The 20,523-nt window shown below is 66.4% G+C and carries 19 protein-coding genes; 7 read left to right on the top strand and 12 right to left on the bottom strand.

From position 1 onward, the window contains the following. Nucleotides 1-23: 23 nt before the first annotated feature. From QN358_RS02650 to QN358_RS02615, 8 genes are all read right to left on the bottom strand, one after another. Nucleotides 24-503: a TraR/DksA C4-type zinc finger protein gene (locus tag QN358_RS02650; protein WP_323511500.1), complete on the bottom strand. Its 480-nt coding sequence runs from the start codon at nt 501-503 to the stop codon at nt 24-26. A 74-nt stretch (nt 504-577) separates the two neighbouring features. Then, the gene (locus QN358_RS02645) at nt 578-1,357 is read right to left on the bottom strand and encodes an HAD-IIB family hydrolase (protein ID WP_323511499.1); all 780 of its coding nucleotides are present in this window, start codon (nt 1,355-1,357) and stop codon (nt 578-580) included. Between the two features lie 127 nt (nt 1,358-1,484). Continuing rightward, on the bottom strand, nt 1,485-2,354 hold the full coding sequence (locus tag QN358_RS02640; protein ID WP_323511498.1) for a phosphogluconate dehydrogenase C-terminal domain-containing protein: 870 nt from the start codon (nt 2,352-2,354) through the stop codon (nt 1,485-1,487). Then, the gene (locus QN358_RS02635; protein ID WP_136643832.1) at nt 2,351-3,151 is read right to left on the bottom strand and encodes a sugar phosphate isomerase/epimerase family protein; all 801 of its coding nucleotides are present in this window, start codon (nt 3,149-3,151) and stop codon (nt 2,351-2,353) included. The genes QN358_RS02640 and QN358_RS02635 overlap by 4 nt, the downstream gene beginning before the upstream one ends. Next, nucleotides 3,148-3,939 carry a triose-phosphate isomerase family protein gene (locus tag QN358_RS02630; protein ID WP_136643833.1) on the bottom strand — a complete coding sequence of 264 codons (792 nt, stop codon included), beginning with the start codon at nt 3,937-3,939 and terminating at the stop codon, nt 3,148-3,150. Before QN358_RS02630 ends, QN358_RS02635 begins: the two co-directional genes overlap by 4 nt. Before the next feature lie 5 nt (nt 3,940-3,944). Next, complete coding sequence (locus tag QN358_RS02625; RefSeq protein ID WP_323511497.1) at nt 3,945-4,421, bottom strand: ribose-5-phosphate isomerase; 477 nt, start codon at nt 4,419-4,421, stop codon at nt 3,945-3,947. 54 nt (nt 4,422-4,475) lie between these two features. Beyond that, nucleotides 4,476-6,272 carry a dihydroxyacetone kinase family protein gene (locus QN358_RS02620; protein WP_136641361.1) on the bottom strand — a complete coding sequence of 599 codons (1,797 nt, stop codon included), beginning with the start codon at nt 6,270-6,272 and terminating at the stop codon, nt 4,476-4,478. 31 nt (nt 6,273-6,303) lie between these two features. Then, nucleotides 6,304-7,695, bottom strand: coding sequence for an MFS transporter (locus QN358_RS02615; RefSeq protein ID WP_416351949.1), 1,392 nt, complete (start codon nt 7,693-7,695; stop codon nt 6,304-6,306). Between the two features lie 218 nt (nt 7,696-7,913). Here QN358_RS02615 and QN358_RS02610 point away from each other — a divergent pair, with 218 nt between their 5' ends. Further along, on the top strand, nt 7,914-8,651 hold the full coding sequence (locus QN358_RS02610; RefSeq protein WP_323511496.1) for a FadR/GntR family transcriptional regulator: 738 nt from the start codon (nt 7,914-7,916) through the stop codon (nt 8,649-8,651). Between the two features lie 63 nt (nt 8,652-8,714). On the opposite strand, the gene QN358_RS02605 is transcribed toward QN358_RS02610, so the two are convergent. Further along, a complete protein-coding gene (locus tag QN358_RS02605) occupies nt 8,715-9,878 on the bottom strand; it encodes a DNA alkylation repair protein (protein WP_323511495.1) in 1,164 nt (387 codons plus the stop codon). 88 nt (nt 9,879-9,966) lie between these two features. On the opposite strand from QN358_RS02605, the gene QN358_RS02600 reads away from it, so the two are divergent. Together QN358_RS02600 and QN358_RS02595 are read left to right on the top strand one after the other, a co-directional pair. Then, nucleotides 9,967-10,368, top strand: coding sequence for a MauE/DoxX family redox-associated membrane protein (locus tag QN358_RS02600; protein WP_136641364.1), 402 nt, complete (start codon nt 9,967-9,969; stop codon nt 10,366-10,368). A gap of 13 nt (nt 10,369-10,381) precedes the next feature. Further along, a complete protein-coding gene (locus QN358_RS02595) occupies nt 10,382-11,668 on the top strand; it encodes an ATP-binding protein (protein ID WP_136641365.1) in 1,287 nt (428 codons plus the stop codon). Nucleotides 11,669-11,700: 32 nt separating this feature from the next. On the opposite strand, the gene QN358_RS02590 is transcribed toward QN358_RS02595, so the two are convergent. Genes QN358_RS02590 through QN358_RS02580 form a run of 3 tightly spaced genes read right to left on the bottom strand, consistent with a single transcriptional unit; the run spans nt 11,701 to nt 14,340 of the window. Then, nucleotides 11,701-13,077, bottom strand: a complete 1,377-nt coding sequence (locus QN358_RS02590; protein WP_136641366.1) for an NADP-dependent succinic semialdehyde dehydrogenase — start codon at nt 13,075-13,077, stop codon at nt 11,701-11,703. 37 nt (nt 13,078-13,114) lie between these two features. Then, nucleotides 13,115-13,777 carry a GntR family transcriptional regulator gene (locus tag QN358_RS02585; RefSeq protein ID WP_136641367.1) on the bottom strand — a complete coding sequence of 221 codons (663 nt, stop codon included), beginning with the start codon at nt 13,775-13,777 and terminating at the stop codon, nt 13,115-13,117. 17 nt (nt 13,778-13,794) lie between these two features. Further along, nucleotides 13,795-14,340, bottom strand: a complete 546-nt coding sequence (locus QN358_RS02580; protein ID WP_237280284.1) for a VOC family protein — start codon at nt 14,338-14,340, stop codon at nt 13,795-13,797. A gap of 166 nt (nt 14,341-14,506) precedes the next feature. On the opposite strand from QN358_RS02580, the gene QN358_RS02575 reads away from it, so the two are divergent. The 4 genes from QN358_RS02575 to QN358_RS02560 all read left to right on the top strand — a co-directional run bounded on the left by QN358_RS02575 (nt 14,507) and on the right by QN358_RS02560 (nt 20,455). Beyond that, entirely contained in the window at nt 14,507-16,693 is a 2,187-nt protein-coding gene (locus QN358_RS02575; protein ID WP_136641368.1) for an alpha-ketoacid dehydrogenase subunit alpha/beta, read from the top strand. Further along, nucleotides 16,693-18,024, top strand: coding sequence for a dihydrolipoamide acetyltransferase family protein (locus QN358_RS02570; RefSeq protein WP_323511494.1), 1,332 nt, complete (start codon nt 16,693-16,695; stop codon nt 18,022-18,024). The genes QN358_RS02575 and QN358_RS02570 overlap by 1 nt, the downstream gene beginning before the upstream one ends. Nucleotides 18,025-18,185: 161 nt before the next feature. Continuing rightward, nucleotides 18,186-19,271 carry an ABC transporter permease gene (locus tag QN358_RS02565; RefSeq protein ID WP_136641370.1) on the top strand — a complete coding sequence of 362 codons (1,086 nt, stop codon included), beginning with the start codon at nt 18,186-18,188 and terminating at the stop codon, nt 19,269-19,271. A 65-nt stretch (nt 19,272-19,336) separates the two neighbouring features. Beyond that, nucleotides 19,337-20,455, top strand: a complete 1,119-nt coding sequence (locus tag QN358_RS02560; protein ID WP_136641371.1) for a substrate-binding domain-containing protein — start codon at nt 19,337-19,339, stop codon at nt 20,453-20,455. Nucleotides 20,456-20,523: the final 68 nt, after the last annotated feature.

Here is a 20,523-nt window from a genome sequence, read left to right as displayed (position 1 = left end):
AGATGTGTATAAGAGACAGGGGGTCAGCGGCGTGGGCGGCGGGTGGCGGATTCGGCGCAGGTGATGCAGAGGTCAGCGTCAGGCAGAGCTTCGAGGCGCGCAAAGCCGATTGGGCCGCCGCAGTGGGCGCACGTTCCGTACGGGGTGCCGGACTGAATGCCAGACGGGCCGCCGCCAGACGGGCCGCCAGACGGGGCGCTGGGCGAGGTGGCGTACGCAGTGCCGGGAGTCGAGCCGTCGGGCGGCGGGCGCAGGCGGGCGAGCGCGCGGTCGACAGCGTCAGAGCGCTCTACGAGCTCGGCGTGCACCCCAGCGATGCGCGACCACTCGGCCGAGAGCGGAGTGCCGTCGGGGTCGTGCTCATCGTCGGCGGTCGCGTCACCGCGGGCCGCGCGAACCCCGTCGAGCGACATCGTGAGGCGAGCCAGTTCGGTGTCGAGCGAGCTGCGTTGGGCGAGCAGCAGCTGTTCGAGTTGCAGCAGCTGGGCATCCGGAAGCATCATGACACTTCAAGCCTACGCGCCGCCCGATGAGCGACACCCGAGTGCGGCCGACCCGCGAGATCGGCCGCGACCGCTCAGCGCGCGGCGGCGGCCGCCTGCAGCTCGGGGATGAGCTTCTCGAGGTAGGCGGCGGTGTCGTGCCAGCCTTCGACGGCCACGCACTTTACGCCCATGGCCTTGACCGGGTAGTCGTTGCCGGCCGGGTCGAGACGGTCGCCCACGAAGATCATGTCGTCGAGCGGGATGCCCGTGAGCTCGGCGAGCTTGTTCATTCCGTAGGCCTTGTCGATGCCCTGGCGGGTGATGTCGACAGAGGTCGACCCGCCCGAACGCACCTCGAGGTCGGGCAGTTCGGCCTGAACGGCTTCGCGCAGGGCGTTCTTCTTCTCACCGGTCGTGTCCCACGCGGTCTTCGCCGAGACCGGCGCAGCCTGGCCGAGGGCCGAGAAGGTGATCTGCGAGCCGCGGTCTTCGAGGATGGGGCCCCAGGTCTCAGACTCCCAGTAGCCGAGCGAGCGGGCCACGCGCTCGACGACCTCGAGCGCACGCGCCTTCTCGTCTTCTGTGAGGTTCTCGGCGTAGATCTGGTTCCACGCTTCGTTTTGGTACAGGTAGTACTGGGTGCCGCAGGTGGGCATCAGGTGCAAGTGCGAGAGCGCTTCGGGGCTGGCATCTGTGAGGTTCTCGATGACCTGCGACCGGAACTGGGAGATCTGCCCGCCCGAGATGATGCACACCTCAACGGTGTCGAGGAGGCGCACCAACAGCTCGGCCATCGCGGGGTCGAGGGGGGATTTCGACGGGGCGAGGGTGTCGTCGAGGTCGAATGCGACCAGTCGGGGAAGTGTCGTCACGGAGGATCCTTTGTTTTCGAAGTCGCTCTAGAGTATTCGACCTTGCCTGAGTGCGTGAATCAGCCCACGAGAAAGGGCCCGCGGCCGGCTGGATGGATGCCGGTGGCGGGCCCCTGAGGGCAGAGGGTCAGTGCTCGACTGCGTCGAGGTGCAGCATGCGCGCGATGACCAGGTCGAGCTGCTGGTCGTTGAAGATGTCTTTCCAGTTCTCTTTGATGATCATCTCGCGGCCGTAGTCCATGGCGATGAGGCACGCGTCAGAGAACGGGTTGTCGCCCTTCAGCGTGTTCGCGAGGGCGACCTGCGTGTGGCCGAGCAGCATGGCGCGGGCGGCGGCGGCGGGCACACCCACCGTCTCGATGGTCTCTTTGAGCGCCTCGTTGAGCAGCGACCCGATCATGCAGGCCACCGTTTCGACCAGCGTGGGCTCGAGGTAGGCGAGCTGCTTCACGGTGACCCAGTGCACATCGATGACGGGTGCGTAGATGACCCGGATGACCGTTTCAGCCACGATCTGCTTGTCGGCGTCGCCCGATTCGATGGCTGCAACCACGTCTTGGGGCGCAGCGATTCCGCCGAACGTGTCGGCGTACTCTTCGGGCGTGTGGCGCTCGAGGAACACAGACGGGTGGCACGGGTGCGCCACGGCGTATTCGATGTCGTCGCGCTGGAACAGCAGGTTCGCGTAGGCAGCGGCCGGGTCGAGCGTCAGCAGAATGGCGCCCGTCTTCAGCTCGGGCACGACTGCAGCAGACACGGCGCCGAGCGCGATGTCGGGTACGGCCAGCACCACAACATCGGCGTCGACGACGGCGATGGCCGTGTCGGTGAGGGTGCGGCCCGTGGCGAGCACGCGCTCCTGGCCGGCCGCGCCGTTCTCGGCGTAGTAGACGGTGTGTGCGGTCTTCTGCAGGTTGTTCGAGACGCGCATGCCCATTTTGCCGCCGGCGCCGATGACCGCAATGGTGAGGTTCTCGAGGTTCAGTGGTGCGTTCATGAGTTTCTGCTCCTTAGATAGTGCACGTTGTGTGCAGTCCATGCGGCCTCTAGGTCGCGGGTCGTAGCGGCATCGCCCTGCCAGGGCAGCCAGTGTTCGATGATCTGGTTGATTCCCCGGGCATCCGGTTCGATGGCGGCAACCATCGCGTCGTAGTCGAGCAGGCCTTCGCCCATCGGGGCCCCGACGAGCGAGAAGCCCACCCAGCCCTCCTGGCGGGTGAACGCGAAGTCTTTGATGTGCATGTTGTTCACGAAGGGCGCGACGCGCGCAATCACGTCGGCGGGCAGCTCGAGCGCCGCCACGCAGTTCGCTGGGTCGCTGCAGATGCCAACGACGGGGTTGCCGACGGCCGCGACGATCTCGACGAGAACCGTGCTCGACACCTGCTCGTATGTCTCGAGCGCGAGTGCGACTCCGGCTGCCTCGTACTCGACGGCCACCTCGCGCAACTGCTCGACGGCCTCGGCCGGGGTGGGCCGGCTGGTCGCCGAGTACAGCATCGAACGCACGAGGTGAACGTTGAGCTTGGCCGCGAGCGTGAGGTAGCGCTGCAGGTGTGCCGGATGCACGCCCCGAGTGCCCAGTTCGAGCTCGATGCCGAGGGCATCCGCTCGTTCGCGCACGTCGGCGAGCTGTTCGTCGTCGAAGGACTCGATGGCGGAGTAGTCGCAGATCTGGAAAACCGTGACGCCGAGTGCCGCCGTCGCCTCGAGCATGTCGTCGAGGCTGAGCGGATTCGGCAGGGTGGGCTGCCACTGCCAGAAGAACGCATAGGTGCTGAGGCCGATGCTCATGCCGGGCTCCCGGCACGCACCGCAGCGAGCGCTGCCGCCTCGTCGATGACGGTCGCCAGTGCGGCGGGGTCGTGGGCGTACCGGCCGAGAAACAGGCCATCGACGGCGGTGCCGAGCTGGCCGAGGAGGCCGGGGCCCGCGCTGCCGCCGTAGATCACGCGAAAGGAGGCGAGTCGCTGGTCGGAGGCCAGGTGCGCACGAAGGCCCCGGCAGACCTCCACGATGTGCCAGGCGGGAGCGGGGTCGGGGGCCCCGATGGCCCAGTGCGGTTCGTAGGCCACGACGAGGTCGCTGCCTTCGGGCGTTCCGGCGAGGGCAGAGGTGAGCTGGTCGACGCATTCGTCGACAGCCGCATCGGTGCTGCCGGGCATCCGTTCGCCGATGCAGAGCACGGGGGTCAGACCGTTGCGAAGCGCTGCCTGGGTCTTGTCGCGTGTCACGAGGTCGGTTTCGCCGAAGAGTCGGCGTCGTTCGGCGTGGCCCACCTCGGCGAGGGTGCAGCCGATCTCGGCCAGCACGGCGCCGCTCACCTCGCCTGTGAACGCGCCGGAGTCGGCGGTCGCGATGTCTTGGGCACCCACACGAACGGGTGTGCGTTCGAGAATGCGCACGGTCTCGGCGAGGGCCGGATAGGTGGGAATGACGAACACCTCGACGGCTCCGCTCTGCACCGCAGGGTGCTCTGCGGCGATCTCGGCCACCGATCGCGCGTACGCGAGCGACCTCTCATATGAGAAGTACATCTTGGTACTCACACCGACGGTGACGGCGGGAAGAGTGCGGGTCATGGTGTTCAGGCCCCGGCGCGGGCGGTTTCGTAGTCGTTGATGGCGCAGACCTTGTCGTTTGAAGCACTGGTCTCGTCGAACGTGTAGGTCAGCCATTCGCGGGCGAGGCGGCGGGCGAGCTCGATGCCCACGACGCGCTGGCCGAACGCGAGTACCTGGGCGTTGTTCGAGAGAATGCCGCGCTCGACCGAGAAGCTGTCGTGTGCGGTGACGGCACGGATGCCCTCGACCTTGTTGGCGGCGATGGCCATGCCGAGGCCGGTTCCGCACACCAGCAGCGCGCGGTCGGCGGTGCCGGCCGCGACCATTTCGGCGGCCGCGATGGCGACATGCGGGTATGCCGTGTGGCTCTCGGCGTCGACGCCGACGTCGATGACCGAGGCGACCAGCGGGTTCGCTTCGAGGTCTTTCTTGAGGGCCTCTTTGTACTCGAAGCCGGCGTCGTCGGCTCCGATGACTATGCGAAGCGGTGTGGTGCTCATGGGGTTCTCCTCGGGTGGGGCGGTGGGTGGGTCAGGTTCGGGGGTGTGGGCGGGTCAGGCGAATTCGGAGTGCCGGCTGGCCAGCACCTCGCCGACGCGCACCACGATGAGCGCGAACGAGTGCGCCCCGGCGTCGGGCGTGCCCAGGCTCTTCTCGGCGTGCGGGCGGGCGCGGCCCATGCGCGGCAGCAGGTCTGCCGTGCCGGCGGCTGCAGCGGTCGCGACCTCGGCGGCGGCGCGCCAACTCGTCACGAGGTCGCCTCCTGCGTTCACCTCTCGGCTCAGCCGTTCGGTGAACGGCACCATGGCGTCGACCATCGTCTTGTCGCCCACAACGGCTTTACCGAACGACTGGATGCCCGAAACCGCGTCGCTCACACCCGTGGCCACGGCGCTGCCGGTCACCTCGGTCGTGTTGCCGAGGGCCGCGCCCACGCTCTGCAGGGCGAGGCCCCAGAGTGCGCCAGAGGTTCCCCCGGCGCGGTCGGCCCAGGCGTCGCCCGCCAGTGAAAGTGCGCTGAGCGCACCGGCACCGTTCAGCGCTGCCGACCGGGCGGCGGTGGCTGCGGCTCGGGAGCCGCGCTGCATTCCGATGCCGTGGTCGCCGTCGCCGGCAACGGCGTCGATGCGGCCGAGCTCGTCGGCGTGTTCGTCGATCACCTCGGCGATGGCTTCGATGGCGTCGGCGATCGCCAGGGCGGCGTCGCGTGAGGCATCAGACGAATCCGGCAGTTCGGTGGGCAGGCTCGCCGCGGTCTCGGCCGCCAGCGTCAGCCGGTCGGCCTCGGCGAATGACTGTGTGTCGGCGGTGGAAGCGGCAGTGGAAGCGCTGCTTGGTGAACCGACCCGCCCCTTCTTATAGGCGGGGGTGTCGGCTCCGGCGCGCCAGAAGCCCTCGAGTTCGTCGTTCAGCCAGAACAGGGTGAGCGAGACGCCGGCCATGTCGAAGCTCGTGACGAGTTCGCCGACCTCGGGCTCCACGACGGTGATTCCGGCCGCTTCGAGCAGTTCGGCCACGCGGCCGTAGACCACGAAGAGTTCTTCGTATTTGACGGAGCCGAGTCCGTTCAGAATGACAGCGGCCCGGGCATCCTGAGCCGTAGCGATGCTCGGGGGAAGCTCGGCAAGCAGACTAGACACGAGAAGCTCGGCGAGTTCGTTCGCGGTGGGCACGTCGGTCTCGGCGATTCCGGGCTCTCCGTGGATGCCCATGCCGACCGCCATGCGGCCCGCAGGAACAGTGAAGAGCGGCTCGGTCTGGCCGGGCAGGGTGCAGCCCGAGAAGGCGACGCCGATGCTGCGGGTGCGGTCGTTCGCCTCGGTTGCCACGCGCACGACCTCGTCGAGCGAATAGCCGGCCTCCGCAGCCGCGGCGGCGGCCTTGAAGACGGTGAGATCGCCGGCGATGCCCCGGCGCTTGTGCTCTTGGCCCACCGGCGCGCTCGAGATGTCATCGGTGACGACCACCGTGCGCGTGACGATGCCTTCGGAGTTCAACCGTGCCTCGGCGGTGGCGAAGTTCAGCACGTCGCCGGCGTAGTTGCCGAACGTGAGCAGAACGCCGCCGCGGTTCTCGGCCGCCACCGCGACCGAGTGAACCTGCTGGGCAGAAGGGGAGGCGAACAGGTTGCCCATGGCGGCCCCGTGGGCGAGCCCGGGGCCGACGATTCCGCCGAACGCGGGGTAGTGGCCAGAGCCGCCGCCCACGACGACGGCCGTCTGGCCCTCGACGGTGGGCGCGCGGCGTACGACGCCGCCAGCGACCGGGCGAACCCACTGGCTGTTGGCCGCCACGAACCCTTTGACGAGTTCGTCGGCGAACTGTGACGGTTCATTGAACAGGCGTGTCATGAGCGTTCTTTCTGTGCGGGTGAGCCGGGTGTCAGTGCAGCTGCGCTGCCAGGTCGGGCTGGTTCACGAGGCCAGAGGCCTGAACGCGGCCACTGCGGGCGAGGAGCACCATGAGCAGGGCTGAGAGCAGCATGAAGCCACCGACGATGAACATCGGCACGATGTAGCTACCTGTCCAGTCGTGCACCCAGCCGGTGATGAACGGCGCCGAGAAGCCGGCGAGGTTGCCGATGGTGTTGATGAGGGCGATGCCTGCCGCGGCGGCGACGCCGGTCAGGAATTGGGTGGGAACGGTCCAGAAGTTCGGCAGGGCAGCGAAGATCGCGCAGGCCGTCACGGTGATGATGGCGATCGTCGCGATGGGTGAACCGGCGAGCAGGGCGATCGGGATGCTCACGCCACCGACCAGGGCGGGAATCGCGATGTGCCACGTCTTCACGCCACGGCGCGTGGCGTCACGCGACCAGAAATACAGCACGAAGGCCGCCGGCAGGTATGGGATGGCCGTGATCAGGCCCTTCTGAATGAAGTCGAACTTGACGCCGGCCGTGGCCTGGAACCCGTCGATGATCGTGGGCAGGAAGAAGGCCAGGGCATAGAGGCCGTAGATGAATCCGAAGTAGATGAAGGCGAGCATCCAGACCCGGCCCATCTTGAGGGCGCTGAAGGTGCTGGCTTTCTTGGCGCCTGCCTTGGCTTTGGCGGCTTCGGCCTTCTCTTTGGCGATGTTCTCATCGTCGAGGCTGGTCAGCAGCCATTCGCGTTCGGGGCCGGTGAGCCACTTGGCGTCTTTCGGGCTGGTCAGGTAGAACCAGGCGATGATGCCCACCACGATGGCCGGAATAGCCACGACGAGGTACATGAAACGCCAGCCCTCGAGGCCGAACACGCCGTGGGTCTGCAGCAACACGCCGGCGAGCGGGGCCCCGATGACGGAGGTGAGGGGCTGGGCGATGTAGAAGAGCGCCAGAATCTTGCTGCGGTGCTTCGACGGCACCCAGAGGCTCAGAAAGAGAATCGCACCGGGAAAGAAGCCGGCCTCAGCGACGCCGAGCAGGAAGCGCAGAACGGTGAGCTGCTCGAAGTTCTGCACCCAGGTGAAGAGGGTGGCGACGATGCCCCACGAGACCATGATGCGGGCGAGCCAGCGGCGGGCGCCGAAGCGAACCAGCGCCACGTTGCTGGGCACTTCGAGCAAAATGTAGCCGATGAAGAACACGCCAGAGGCGAAACCGAACTGCGCGGCGGTGAGGCCGAGGTCGGTGTTCATGCCGTTCGGTGCGGCGAAGCCGACCGCCGTGCGGTCGAGGTAGTTGATGAAGAACATCAACGCGACGAACGGTACGACCCGAAAGGCGACCTTACGAATGGTTGATTTCTCGAGCGCTGATTCTTCTAAATGGGTGACAAGGGGGGTGTCCACTTTGACTCCTTCTGGGTTCTGATTCGCAACAACACTGTTTCGAACGTCGCCCACGGCCGGATGTCGGGTGGCTGGCTCTCGCCAGGCTCGGTTCTGAACACCAGTATGCAAACAAATTGGTCAACCTGTCAACCGGTTGACCAAAAAGGAGTGAATTTGGCTTCCGGGTCAGCCTCGCACGGCGTGCTGGGCGCCCCGCAATTGATAGCCTTCGAGCTATGCCTGCCTACTCCGACGAGTCCACTGATCGCATCAGTGAGGCGCTCGGCCGATTCGCTCCCGGCAATACCGTGCCCGAGATCGCCCGGCAGATGCTCGAATTCTTCACCAGCGGCAACATCGAGCCCGGCACGCGGCTACCGCCCGAGCGTCAACTCGCCGCGACGCTGAAAATCGGCCGGTCGGCCGTGCGCGAAACCCTCGCCGCCCTCGAGATTCTCGGCATTGTCGAAGTGCGTCCAGGCTCGGGTACGTACCTCCGCGGCAGCGCCTCCGAGCTGCTGCCCGAATCTCTCAGCTGGGGCCTGATGGTGGGCGAGACCCGCACCCGCGAGCTCATCGAGGTGCGTTCGTCGCTCGAGGTCACCGCGGCCCTCCTCGCCGCCGAACGGCTCACGGCGCCCCAGCTCGCGCGCCTCAAATCGTTCGTCGACACCATGCGCGATTCGATGGATGATCTCACAGCCTTCATCGACGCCGACGTGCGTTTTCACGTGGAGATCGCCGTGGCGGCTGACAATGAGGTTCTGAACAACCTGCTGCAGAGCATCCGGGCACTGCTGAGGGTGTGGGTGGAACGGGGTCTGCGCGATCGCCCCCAGGCTGAGGCGGCGCTCGCCGAACACGAGGCCGTCTACCGTGCGCTCGTCTCGGGCGACGCGGCCGCTGTCGGTCGCGCGATGACCGAGCACATGCAGACCGCCAGCGCTCGGCTGCGCGCGGCGCTCACCGCGTAGCGTCTCGCGGGGCGGCGCGGGGCCGCGCAGTGCGGCGCGAGGCGGCGCGGGCGGCGCGCGGCGTCAGTCGGCGGTGAGGGTGAAGGCTGAGCGCCCGGAGGCGGATCCGTTGACCTGAACCTCGATAGCGTGCGCGCTCGGGTGGTACACGCGAGTGGTGATGCGTTTGAACGAGTGGCGGCGTGTGAGGGTGACCGATTGCAGAGCATCCAGAGTCAGAGCCTGCAGCTTGAACACCTTCGCGGTCTGCGAGCCGTTCGCCTTGCGGTGGTGAACAATGTAGTCGACCACGAGTTTCACCGGCGCCGCCGTCGGGTTCGTGAGGGTCACGGCGAAGGGCAGCTCGCCGCCGACCGCCACCGCTGAAGCCCCGAGCGTCAAACCCGAGACCTCGACACCGTGCGCCTCAGCGAACCCGAACAGTGCGAGGGCGGCCGGGTGCCCCTTCTTGATGAGGGAGCGCATGGCGTGCCGAACCAGTTTCGGCGTGTTCTGGTCGGGCGAATGCATCCATTCCGCCGCCACCCGCGCCGCCAGGTCGGGGTTCTGTCGGCTCAGGTCGTTGAGGTGGTTTGCCACCGACCGGCGCACGTACTCGCTCTCGTCGCGGTAGAGCGCGGTGATGATGGGCAGCGTGCTCTCGGGTTGCGCGAGCAGCGCCTGCACCCTTTTCGCCCACGGGAGAAAAGCGCGCGTACCCTCGCTGGCGAGCCGGCGCACGTGTTCGTTCGGGCTCTGGCTCCAGCTCCGGATGATCGGCAGCGCCCGCCCCAGATCGGCTTCGAGCAGCGGCCTGATCGCGAACTCCGCCGTCAGACGCGGTGTGAGGTCGGCCAGCAGCACCATCGCGGCGTCGAACGTGGAGTCTGCGTCGGCGCTGCTGCCGCTGCCGCTGCCGCTGCCGCCCCTGCTCCCGCCCTCGAACCCTGTGCGGGCCTCGAGCGCGCGGGAGGTGACGGCCTCGGTGACCGGCCAGATCATCCACCCGGTGAACGCGGCGTCGGACAGAGCGCTGCGGATCGCCGCGTCGAGCGCGGCGGCCGACCCCGGCAGGTCGCTCAGCAACGCGTCTTTCAGCAGGTCACTGCGCTGGCGGAGGCTCAGCGGCCCCAACTCGGCCACGCTCGCCGAGGTCGCTGCGAACCCGTTGCCCGGCACCGCGCGCCCCATCACCTCGGCCAGGCGCAGAGCGACCCCGGCCCCCAGTAGTTCGTCGGCAGTAGGCATCCCCCCATTCTGCCGCGCGCCCCGACACCGCGACGGCGTACGAGAATGGAACGACGAAGCAGTTTCGGCCGAACGATGGGATGCCGCCATGACCACCACGAAGACACGATCGACCTCGCGCACGCTCGCCCGCATTCTGCTCGGCAGCGCCCTGGTGTTCGCGGGCACGAGCCACCTCACCTTCGCGCGTGACGATTTTCGCGCGCAGGTGCCGAAGTTCGTTCCGCTGCCCGAAGACACCACCGTGCTGGCCTCGGGGGTGGCCGAGATCACGCTGGGGGCCGCGCTGCTGTTCGCCCGCACCCACCGCGAGGCCGTCGGGGCGGTTGCGGCGGGGTTCTTTGCGGCGGTGTTCCCGGGCAACATCGCCCAGCTCATCCATCACCGCGACGCGTTCGGGCTCGACACCGACCGCAAGCGCGCGCTCAGGCTGCTCGGCCAGCCGGTACTCATTGCGGTCTCGCTCTGGTCGACGCGCCAGAAACGCTGATAGCTTCCATCCCGTGACCAACGTGCGAATCAGGGACTTTCACCCCGACGACATCGACAGTATTCTGCGCCTCTGGGAAGACATGCGCCGAGCTCAGACCGAGCCGGTGTACAGCCTGCCCGAGGTGTTGGCCTCGTGCCAGCAAGACCACGCGGTGGTTGCGGTGTTAGACGACGTGGTGATCGGAGCCGCAGTCGGTCGCGCCGCGCACGCGCAGGGCTGGATCGTCTTTCTCTCGACCGCGCCCGCGTACCAGCGTCAGGGGGTCGGGGGAGCCCTGCTCGCCGCACTCGAGAAACGCATGGCGCCGCTCGGGCTGTCGAAGCTCTCGGTACTGCTGCCTGAGACCACGGTTCCGGTCGATGCGTTCAGCGAGCAGGGGTTCGAGACCAAAAAGAACCTGCTCTACCTCGAGCGGCGCATTCCCGTGCAGCGCAACGAGCTGAGCGCGCTGTCGGAGCTGGGCGGCCGCGTGCTGCCCCGCGGGTTGTGGACGGCCATCGGCGGCATGCAGAAAGAGAAGGAACTGCTCGAACGTCGCCTCGTGATGCCTCTCGCGAACAGTGACCTCGCCGAGCAGTTCGGGGTCGTGCCGCCGAGCGCCGTGGTGCTGTTCGGGCCGCCCGGAACAGGCAAGACCACGTTCGCCCGCGCCATCGCGTCGCGGCTCGAATGGTCGTTCGTCGAGGTGTTTCCGTCGCGGCTCGCGTCAGACCCGGCCGGGCTCGCGGGGGCGCTGCGTGAGACGTTCACCAAGATCGCCGACCTCGAACACGCAGTGGTGTTCATCGACGAGGTCGAGGAGATTGCCGTGCAACGCGGCGGGGAACCGCCGTCGGCCATGCAGGGCGTGACGAATGAGCTGCTGAAGATCATCCCGACGTTCCGCGACCAGCCGAACCGGCTTCTGGTGTGTGCGACGAACTTCATCCGGTCGCTCGACACGGCGTTTCTGCGGCACGGCCGGTTCGACTATGTGATTCCCATCGGCCTGCCCGACGAGGATGCCCGTGAGTCGATTTGGGCGCGCTACATTCCGGCCCAGGCCCTGGCCGGAATCGATCTCGGGGCGCTCGTCGAACGCACAGAGGGTTTTTCACCCGCCGATATCGAGTACGCAGCCCGCAAAGCCTCGCAGAGCGCCCTCGAGAAGGCGCTCTACCCCGAGCGCGAGCTGGCCGCGATCTCAGGGCCGAGCACAGCCGACTACCTCGCCGCGATCGGCGCCACCCGGGCTACCGTGTCGGCAGAGGTGGCGCAGGCGTTCCTCGAAGACATCGAAAGTATCGCGAGGCTGTAGCGGCGGCTGCCTCTCTCAACCGCAGACCGACGCTACGCCTTCCACACCGTCTTCAGGTTGCAGAACTCCCGGATGCCCGCCGCAGCCAACTCGCGCCCGTACCCCGAATCTTTGATGCCACCGAAGGGCAGCTCCGGATACGACACCGTCATTCCGTTGATGAACACTGCGCCCGCATCGAGCTCGTTGACGAAGTACTCCTCGTCGTCGGGGTCGGTCGTCCACACCGCCGAACTCAACCCGAACGTGGTCTGGTTCGCAATGCGCGCGGCCTCTTCGCGGCTGTCGGCCCTGTACAGCGTGGCAACGGGCCCGAACGCCTCTTCGAGCACGAGCCGCATGCCGTCGTGCAGATCGGCGACGACGGTCGGCGGGTAGAACCAGCCGGGGCCGTCGGGGGTGGTTCCGCCGGTGAGGATGCTCGCGCCATGCAGCTTCGCATCGTCGACCAACTCGGCCAGGTCGTCGCGCCCCGACTCGGTGGCGAGCGGGCCCACCTGGGTGGCTGCATCGAACGGGTCGCCCACAACAAGAGCGGCCATCTGCTCGGTGAACAGCCGGGCGAACGCGTCGTAGACCTCGGTGTGCACGATGAAGCGCTTTCCGGCGATGCACGACTGGCCGTTGTTCTGGGTGCGGGCAGTGACGGCCGTGGCGACGGCCTTCTCGAGATCGGCGCTCGGCATCACGACGAACGGGTCGCTGCCACCCAATTCGAGCACGGCCTTCTTGATGTTGCGGCCGGCGATCGAGGCTACCGAACGCCCGGCCGGCTCCGACCCGGTGAGGGTGACGGCCTTCACTCGCCAGTCGTCGAGTACAGCCTCCACCTCACGTGAACCGATCAGCAGTGCGGTGAACGATCCGTCGGGAAACCCGGCGCGTTCGAAGAGCGAGCCGAGGTAGAGCGCCGACTGGGGCACGTTCGAGGCGTGCTTGAGCAGCCCGGTGTTGCCGGCCATGAGGGCGGGTGCCGCGAAGCGAACGACCTGCCAGAGCGGGTAGTTCCACGGCATGACGGCCAGCACCACGCCGAGCGGTTCGTAGTGGGCGCCGGCGGCTGAGGCATTGACTGAGGCCGGGTTCTCAAGCGCCTCGTACGCGAGAAAGCCTTCGGCATTGTCGGCGTAGTAGCGCATGTTCTTGGCGCACTTCAGTGTCTCGCCTTGTGCCTGCGCGAGAGGCTTGCCCATCTCGAGAGTGAGCAACCGCGCCACGTCGTCGACGTCGGCCTCGATGAGGTCTGCGGCGGCGCGCATCCATTCGGCCCGCTGGGCGAAGGTGGTGAGGCGAAGCGCTCGGTAGGCCGCGTCGGCGAGAGCGATGCGCCGCTCGATCTCTTCAGGCCCGTGCGGCTCGAATGTCTGCTCGACGACGCCGGTTGCCGGGTTGATAGTTGCGATGGCCATGGAATCCTTCTCTGGTACGGGTTGGTGAGCGCGCCGGTCAGCGCAGCTCGAAGAGGTCGGGGTGGCGAGCGAGCTCGAGCCGCGTGCGCCGAATGTGGCCGAGCAGCACCCGGCCCGCGTCATCCGCATCGCGCAGTTCTATGGCACGCACGAGCATGTGGTGTTCGTCGTGCAGAATTCGGTTGCCGTCGCGGTCGAGCCGCATCGAGTAGGCGCGGCGATAGTGCTGCGTCAGGTTCCACAGGCGGCTGACGGTGTCGCCGAGCAGCAGGGTGCTGGCCCCCGAGTAACTCAGGAGGTGAAATTCTCTATCGAGGTGCAGAAACCGGGCCACGTCGGCCGCGTTCTGCATTTCGTCAGCCAGCGAGTCGAGCCGGGCGATGGTCGTTTCGTCGAGGTTCGGGATGCTGTACCCGAGTAGCAGCGGCTCGATGCGTTCGCGTATCTGGTACAACTCGTCGCACTCGCTGAGGCTGAGGTGCGAAACCCACGCGCCGGTATTGGCGACGAGGGTGACCAGACCTTCGGATTCGAGCGTGCGAAGCGCCTCGCGCACCGGCAGTCGGCTCGCGTCGTGGTCGGCCGCGACCTGCTCTTGGCGAATGCGTTCGCCGGGCGCGATTTCGCCGCGAAGGATCGCCTCGCGAAGGGAATCCGCGATGCGGGCGCTTGCGATACCGTCTCGTGTGATTGTGGGCATGGCTCTCTTTCCACGACCTATTCTGCCGGGTGGGCGGGATGCCAGAGCAGAACGGGCGAGTCGCGCTCGTAGGCCTTGCCGTCGGGAAAGCTGACCAGTTCGAACTGCATGCCCCACGGGCTCAGAAAGTACACCCAGCGTTGGCCGCTGCTTGCATTGCCCGAGGCGGTCGGTTCGCCGAGAATACGAATGTCGTTGGCCCTCAGATAGTCGACGGCCGCGTCGAGGTCGTCGACGTAGAACGCCAGGTGGTGTCCGCCGATGTCGCTGTTGCGGGGTTGGGGGCGCGCACCGTCGGCAGCATCGAACTCGAATACCTCGAAGTTGGCGCCGGTGCCGACCCGGTAGAACGTGAGGCGGCGCATGACGGTTCTGGGGTCGACATTCATGTGCTCGAGCATCCAGTCACCCGTCTCGTGGGCGAACGGGCCGAGCGAGTACACCCGTTCGGCACCGACGATGTCGACGAAGAAACGGTCGGCTTCGTCGAGGTCGGGCACGGTGAAGCCAATGTGTTCTGTGCCACGCAGGCCGGGCAGCGCCATCTGTGACTCCCTTGTCATGTGGTTAGAGCAACGAGATGCTGCTGTTGGATCCATTGTTACCCAGAAATCACCATAAAACCAGTATTTGGGGCGCAACCACGTTGTAATTGGATTCAATGTGTGTCTATTCTTGCTGTACTGCGCCGCTCAGCGTGTGCAGGCCCCATCAATGGAGAGAGGCACGATGCCCAAACAGCGCCGATTGGATCCAGCCGAGCCGTGGATTCAGGTCACCACCACGGCTGCCGACTGGAAGGCTGCCGATCCGCAGCTGCTGGCGGCGATGCTGGCAGAGCTGCACCTCATTCGGGCTTTCGAGGAGACGGTTCTCGAACTCGCCGGCGAGAGTCTCGTGCACGGACCGGCTCACTCGAGCATCGGCCAGGAGGGCGGCGCGGTCGGCTCGATTGTGGGTCTGCGCTCGACCGATGCCATCAACGGCTCGCACCGGGGTCACCATCAGTTTCTCGCCAAGGCGCTCACGCACGTCACCGGCGCGTCGTTCGATCTCACGAACCTCGTCACCGAGCCCGTTCAGGCAGTGCTGCAGCGCACACTCGCTGAGATTCTCGGTTTGGCGCAGGGCTACTGCGCCGGTCGCGGGGGATCCATGCACCTGCAGTGGTTCGAAGCGGGAGCTCTCGGCACGAACGCCATCGTCGGCGGCGGAGTGCCGCTCGGCGCGGGCAACGCCTGGGCCCAGAAGCACGCGAAGACCACCGACCTGACCATCAGCTACTTCGGAGATGGGGCCGTCAATATCGGCTCCGTGCTCGAGACCATGAACCTGGCGTCGGCGTGGAAGCTGCCGTTCGCTTTCTTCATCGAGAACAACGGCTACGCCGTCTCGACCAGCGTTGCCGAGTCGACGGGTGAGCCACGGCTCTCGGCTCGCGGCCTGGGGTTCGGCATCCCGTCGTTCCGCGTCGACGGAATGGACCCGCTCGCCGTGCACCTCGTCACCGGCATGGCCGAAGAGATCATGCGTTCGGGCGGCGGCCCGACCGTCATCGAGGCTGAGGTCTACCGGTTCTTCCATCAGAACGGCCCCTACCCGGGAAGCGCGTTCGGGTACCGCGGCAAAGACGAAGAAGCATCATGGCGGGCGCGCGACCCGCTCGAGCGGGTGGCAAAGGAGATGATCACGCTCGGCCAGATCGACCAGGCCGGCGTTCTGAGCGTTCGTGCCCAGGCGCAGGCCGCCATGAAGGCGGCGGTCGCCGAACTCGTCGAGCCCGACCCCGAGGCCGAAGGCAAACGCCGCATCAAGCCCAACCTGTGGCCCGACACCGACTTCGTGAACGTGGGTGTGCGCGGCGACACCAGCGAGCTTGCGGATGCCCGCACCCTCGATCCGCTCGACTACACCGGTGCCCTCACCAAGTCGAGGTTCGTCGACGCTGTGTCTGGCGTAATGCGCCGGCGCATGGAGCAGGACGACCGAATCGTGGTGCTCGGCGAAGACGTGCACAAGCTCGCCGGCGGCACGAACGGTGCCACGAAGAACCTCAAGAAGGAGTTCGACGACCGCGTACTGGGCACGCCCATCTCCGAAAATGCCTTTGCCGGTCTGGGAGGCGGAATGGCGCTCGACGGGCGGTACCGGCCGGTCGTGGAATTCATGTACCCCGACTTCATGTGGGTGGCCGCCGACCAGGTTTTCAACCAGATCGGCAAGGCCAGGCACATGTTCGGCGGGGTCAACCCGGTGCCGCTGGTGCTGCGCACCAAGATCGCCATGGGCTCGGGCTACGGTTCGCAGCACCTGATGGACCCGGCGGGAATCTTCGCCACCAGCCCGGGGTGGCGCATCGTCGCTCCGTCGACGGCCGCCGACTACATCGGTCTGATGAACGCGGCGCTTGCACTGCAAGACCCCGTACTCGTCATCGAGCACGTCGACCTCTACGCCCAGGCCGACGAGATTCCGGCCGGAGATCTCGACTACCAGTTGCCGTTCGGCAAGGCCGGAGTGCGTCGCCAGGGCAGCGATGTGACGGTGATCAGCTACCTGTCGATGGTGCGCCACGCCCTCGAAGCGGTGGAGCAGACCGGAATCGACGCTGAAGTGATTGATCTGCGCTGGCTCGACCGGGCATCCCTCGACTGGGAGACACTGGGCGAGAGCATCAAGAAGACGAATGCCGTGCTGATCGTCGAACAGGGCGCCCAGGGCACCTCGTATGGCGGATGGCTAGCCGATGAGATTCAGCGGCGGTTCTTCGACTACCTCGACCAGCCCATCGAGCGTGTCACCGGCGGCGAGGCGAGCCCGAGCATCTCTCGGGTGCTCGAGCGAGCTGCCATCGCCAGAACCGAAGAGGTCGTAGCGGGTCTTGAGCGCGTACGACAGGCAATGGGAGGCAAGTGATGTCAACGATCATCCGGATGCCCGAGGTTTTGGCCAACACGACAGAGGCCTCGATTCAAACGTGGCTGGTGAAGCTCGGCGACGAGATCGAAGTGGGTGCGCCGTTCGCCGAGGTGGAGACCGAGAAGGCCGTCGTGGAGTACGCGGCAGAGACCGGCGGGGTTGTGCTCGAGCTGCTCGTGCTCGAGGGCGACTCGATCGCCGTCGGCGACCCGATCGCCGTGGTCGGGGTGGCGGGCGAACAGGTGAGCCCGGCTCCGGCGGCCCCCGACGAGACCACCGTCGAAGCCCCCGAGCCGGAGACGGCGCCTGAGGCGGCAACGCCCGTGCTGCAGGATGCCCCGACCGAGTTGCCCCCGTCGGAGTCTTCCCCGGTGCAGGGTTCTCCTGTCGCCTCGTCTGCTGACGCGTCTGCCGGCGGGAGAGTGTTCGTGAGCCCGATCGTGCGAAGGCTCGCAAAGGAACGCGGGCTCGATCTGTCTCGGGTCAACGGTTCTGGGCCGGGTGGCCGCATCGTGCGGCGCGACATAGACGGCCTCGAAGCGCCTGCTGCTGCGGTTGTCGTCAGCGCTCCTGCGGTCGCTGTGGCTGCTGCGCCTGCTGCGGCGCCCGCAGCCTCCGCGGCCCCTGCCACCGCTTCATCGTCAGACGAGGGCTACACCGACATCCCGCACACCGGCATGCGCCGCGCGATCGCGCGGCGACTCACCGAGAGCAAGTCGACGGTGCCGCACTTCTACCTCGTCGCCGACTGTAAGGTCGACGCCCTGCTCGAGCTACGGGGCCGGGTGAACGCGTCTTCGCCGGTGAAGGTGTCGGTGAACGACTTCGTGCTGAAGGCCGCCGCGGCAGCCTTCACCGACGTTCCCGAGGCCAACGCGACGTGGAGCGACGCGGCCATTCGCCGCTACCACACCGTCGACATGTCGGTCGCGGTCTCGATCGAGGGCGGACTGGTCACCCCGGTGCTGCGATCGGTCGAGAGGATGCCGCTCACGGAGGTGGCGCGCGCCGTCGTCGAACTCGCCGAACGGGCGCGTGCCGGCCGACTGAAGCAGCACGAGCTCGAGGGAGGCAGCTTCGCTGTGTCGAACCTCGGCATGTTCGGAGTCACCGAGTTCTCTGCCATCATCAACCCGCCCCAGTCGGCCATTCTGGCCGTGGGCCGGGCGCGGCCGACCCCGGTGGTCGTCGATGGTGAGCTCGCGGTGGCGACGGTGATGACGGTGACGATGTCGGCCGATCACCGTGTGCTCGACGGGGCGCTCGCGGCACAGTGGCTCGCGGCGTTCGTCAAGCGCATCGAGAATCCGCTGAGCATCCTCATCTAACCGACCATGCGCTGTCGAGTGTTTACCCAAGCTTAAAATTCACTCGATACAGCGAGTTTATCGCGTTTCTCGAAACCCCTTGTGAACGCAATGAGACTTTTGTAAAGTAACGCTGAACACCCACTCGAACATCGTTGTGCGAATGGAAATCTGGAGAAATCATGGTTGACGCACTGGCGCGAAACGCACCCGCACTGACGAGCGCCCGCTTCTCTGTGTCGAAGGGCTTGATCACGGTGGGTAGCGCTACCGTGATTCTCTTTCTCATCAGCGGAGTACTCGCGCCGTCGAGTATCTCGGGCACGTCGCTCTCAGGGATGCTTCCCATCGCCTGCGTTCTAGCGGTAGCGGGTCTCGGGCAGATGTTGGTTGTGCAGCAGGGCGGCATCGACCTTTCTGTTCCCGGCATGATCTCGCTGACGGCCGTGATCGTTACTCACAACCCTGACGGCAACGATGCCCTGTTGCTGCCAGCCATCGCTCTTGCCCTGGTATTCGCCGTAGTGGCGGGGTTTGCGAACGGCCTGATGATCGGCAGCCTGCGGCTGAACCCCATCATCGCCACGCTCGGCACGAATGCGTTGCTCTACGGCGCAGACCTGGCTATATCGGGTGGGCGCCCACGCATCACAACCAAGCTCATGCAGACCATCTCTGGCGGGCAGACGTTCGGTATTCCCAACGCGGTGTTCTTCGCCCTCGGAGTGCTCATCGTCGTGTCGGTACTTGTGAAGAAGACAGTGGCCGGCCGTCGGTTCGAGGCAGTGGGCGCGAACCCCGAGGCGGCACGGGCCATCGGCTTGCGCGTGCGCAGCCACCAGACGCTTGCCTATGTCTGGGCCCAACTGCTGTACTGCCTTGCCGGAATCATGATCGCCGGCATCACCGCCCAGCCGTCGGCTTTCGAAGGTGACAAGTTCTTGCTGCCCTCGGTGGCCGTCGTGGTACTGGGCGGAACATCGTTGCTGGGCGGTCGCGGATTTCCGCTCGCCACCCTCATCGCTGCGGTGTTCTTGCAGCAGCTGACGCAGTTCGTGATCACGCTCGGTGTTTCAACGGCCATCCAGACCCTGGTGCAGGCAGCTGCGCTCGCGGTTGGTGTCTCGCTGTACACCGTCAACTGGCGCGCCGTCTTCGCTCGATTCTCGCGCACGCCCTCGGTACCACCACCACCCACAGCAGCACCGCCCGCACCGAGTTCTCTCGAAAACACCACCCCCGCAGCTGCATCGGCAGACGCGGTCTAACACCCGATCTTCGGCCGCAGGGTCGAAGCGTGACAGAGGCGTCACGCCCATACTGGAGGAACAAAATGAAACCTCGCACCAGATTTGCATCCATTGCCGCAGCGGCAGTGGCAGCGGCCCTCATCCTCACCGGGTGTGGCACCGCAGGCGGAGCATCGGCCGGTGGCGGAAACACCGCCAGCGCCGGCCCCGTCACCCATGTCGACGGGGCACCGGCGTGGTGTGGAACGAAGCCCATTTCGTTCGCACTGCTCGATGGCTTCGGCGGCAACAGCTGGCGGCTCGTCACCACCGCGTCGGGTAAGGCAGAGGCGCAGTTGTGCCCGAGCGTCACCAAATTCTCGTACGCCGACGGACAGGGATCGACAGAGAAGGCCAGCTCCGACATCAAGGGCCTCGTCTCGAGCGGCGTCAACGCCATGGTGGTCTTCCCCGACGCCGGCAAGGCGATGCTGCCCGCTCTCACGGCGGCCTACAACGCCGGTGTCGTAACGGTGCCCTACCGCGTCGACCCAGGTGGAGCAGCCGGTACGAACTACGACAAGTGGATCGGTGACGACTTCGCGAACGATGGCACGAACTGGGCGAACTGGATCCAGAAGAATGTACCGTCGGGTGGCAACATCCTGTTCCTCGGCGGCCCCGCCGGAAACAGCCAGAGCACCGATGAGTACAACGCCATGACGAAGGTGCTCGGCACGTCGTACTCGTTCATCGGTGAGACCCCGTTCCAGCCCACCAACTGGGACCCGACCCTCACCCAGCAGCTTCTGACCGCAGACATCGCGAAGTACCCCAAGATCGACGTGATCGTCTCTGACTTCGGCCCCACTCTGGTGAGCTCGTTGCCCCTGTTTCCGCAGAGCGGCCGCTCGATTCCCGCACTGGCCACCTCTGACGGCAACTCGCTGAGCTGCTTCTGGGAAGACAATCACGCAGCCAACCCTGATTTCAAGTTGATGACGGTGGCCACGGGTAACGACAACGTGCGTCTCGCGGTCGACTACGCCGTGGCGAAGGCCACCGGCGGAGCGATTCCGACGGCCGACTCGTTCAAGGGCCCGATCTTCGAAGACTCGGTGAGCCAGCAGCCGAACGGCGTCAAGTGCGACCGTTCTCTGCCGGGCGATGTCTACCTCTCGGCACAGATGCCGGGTACCGATCAGGCCGCACTGGGCAAGTAGTACCGCTCAGTACAGCACCTCTGTTCGAACGCCGGTCGGGCTGGCTGTCGTATGACGGCCAGCCCGAC

This window comes from Subtercola sp. RTI3 (genome assembly GCF_035018625.1).
In the GTDB taxonomy this organism is placed as follows: domain Bacteria; phylum Actinomycetota; class Actinomycetes; order Actinomycetales; family Microbacteriaceae; genus Subtercola; species Subtercola vilae.
This window is presented reverse-complemented; position numbering and strand designations above follow the sequence as displayed.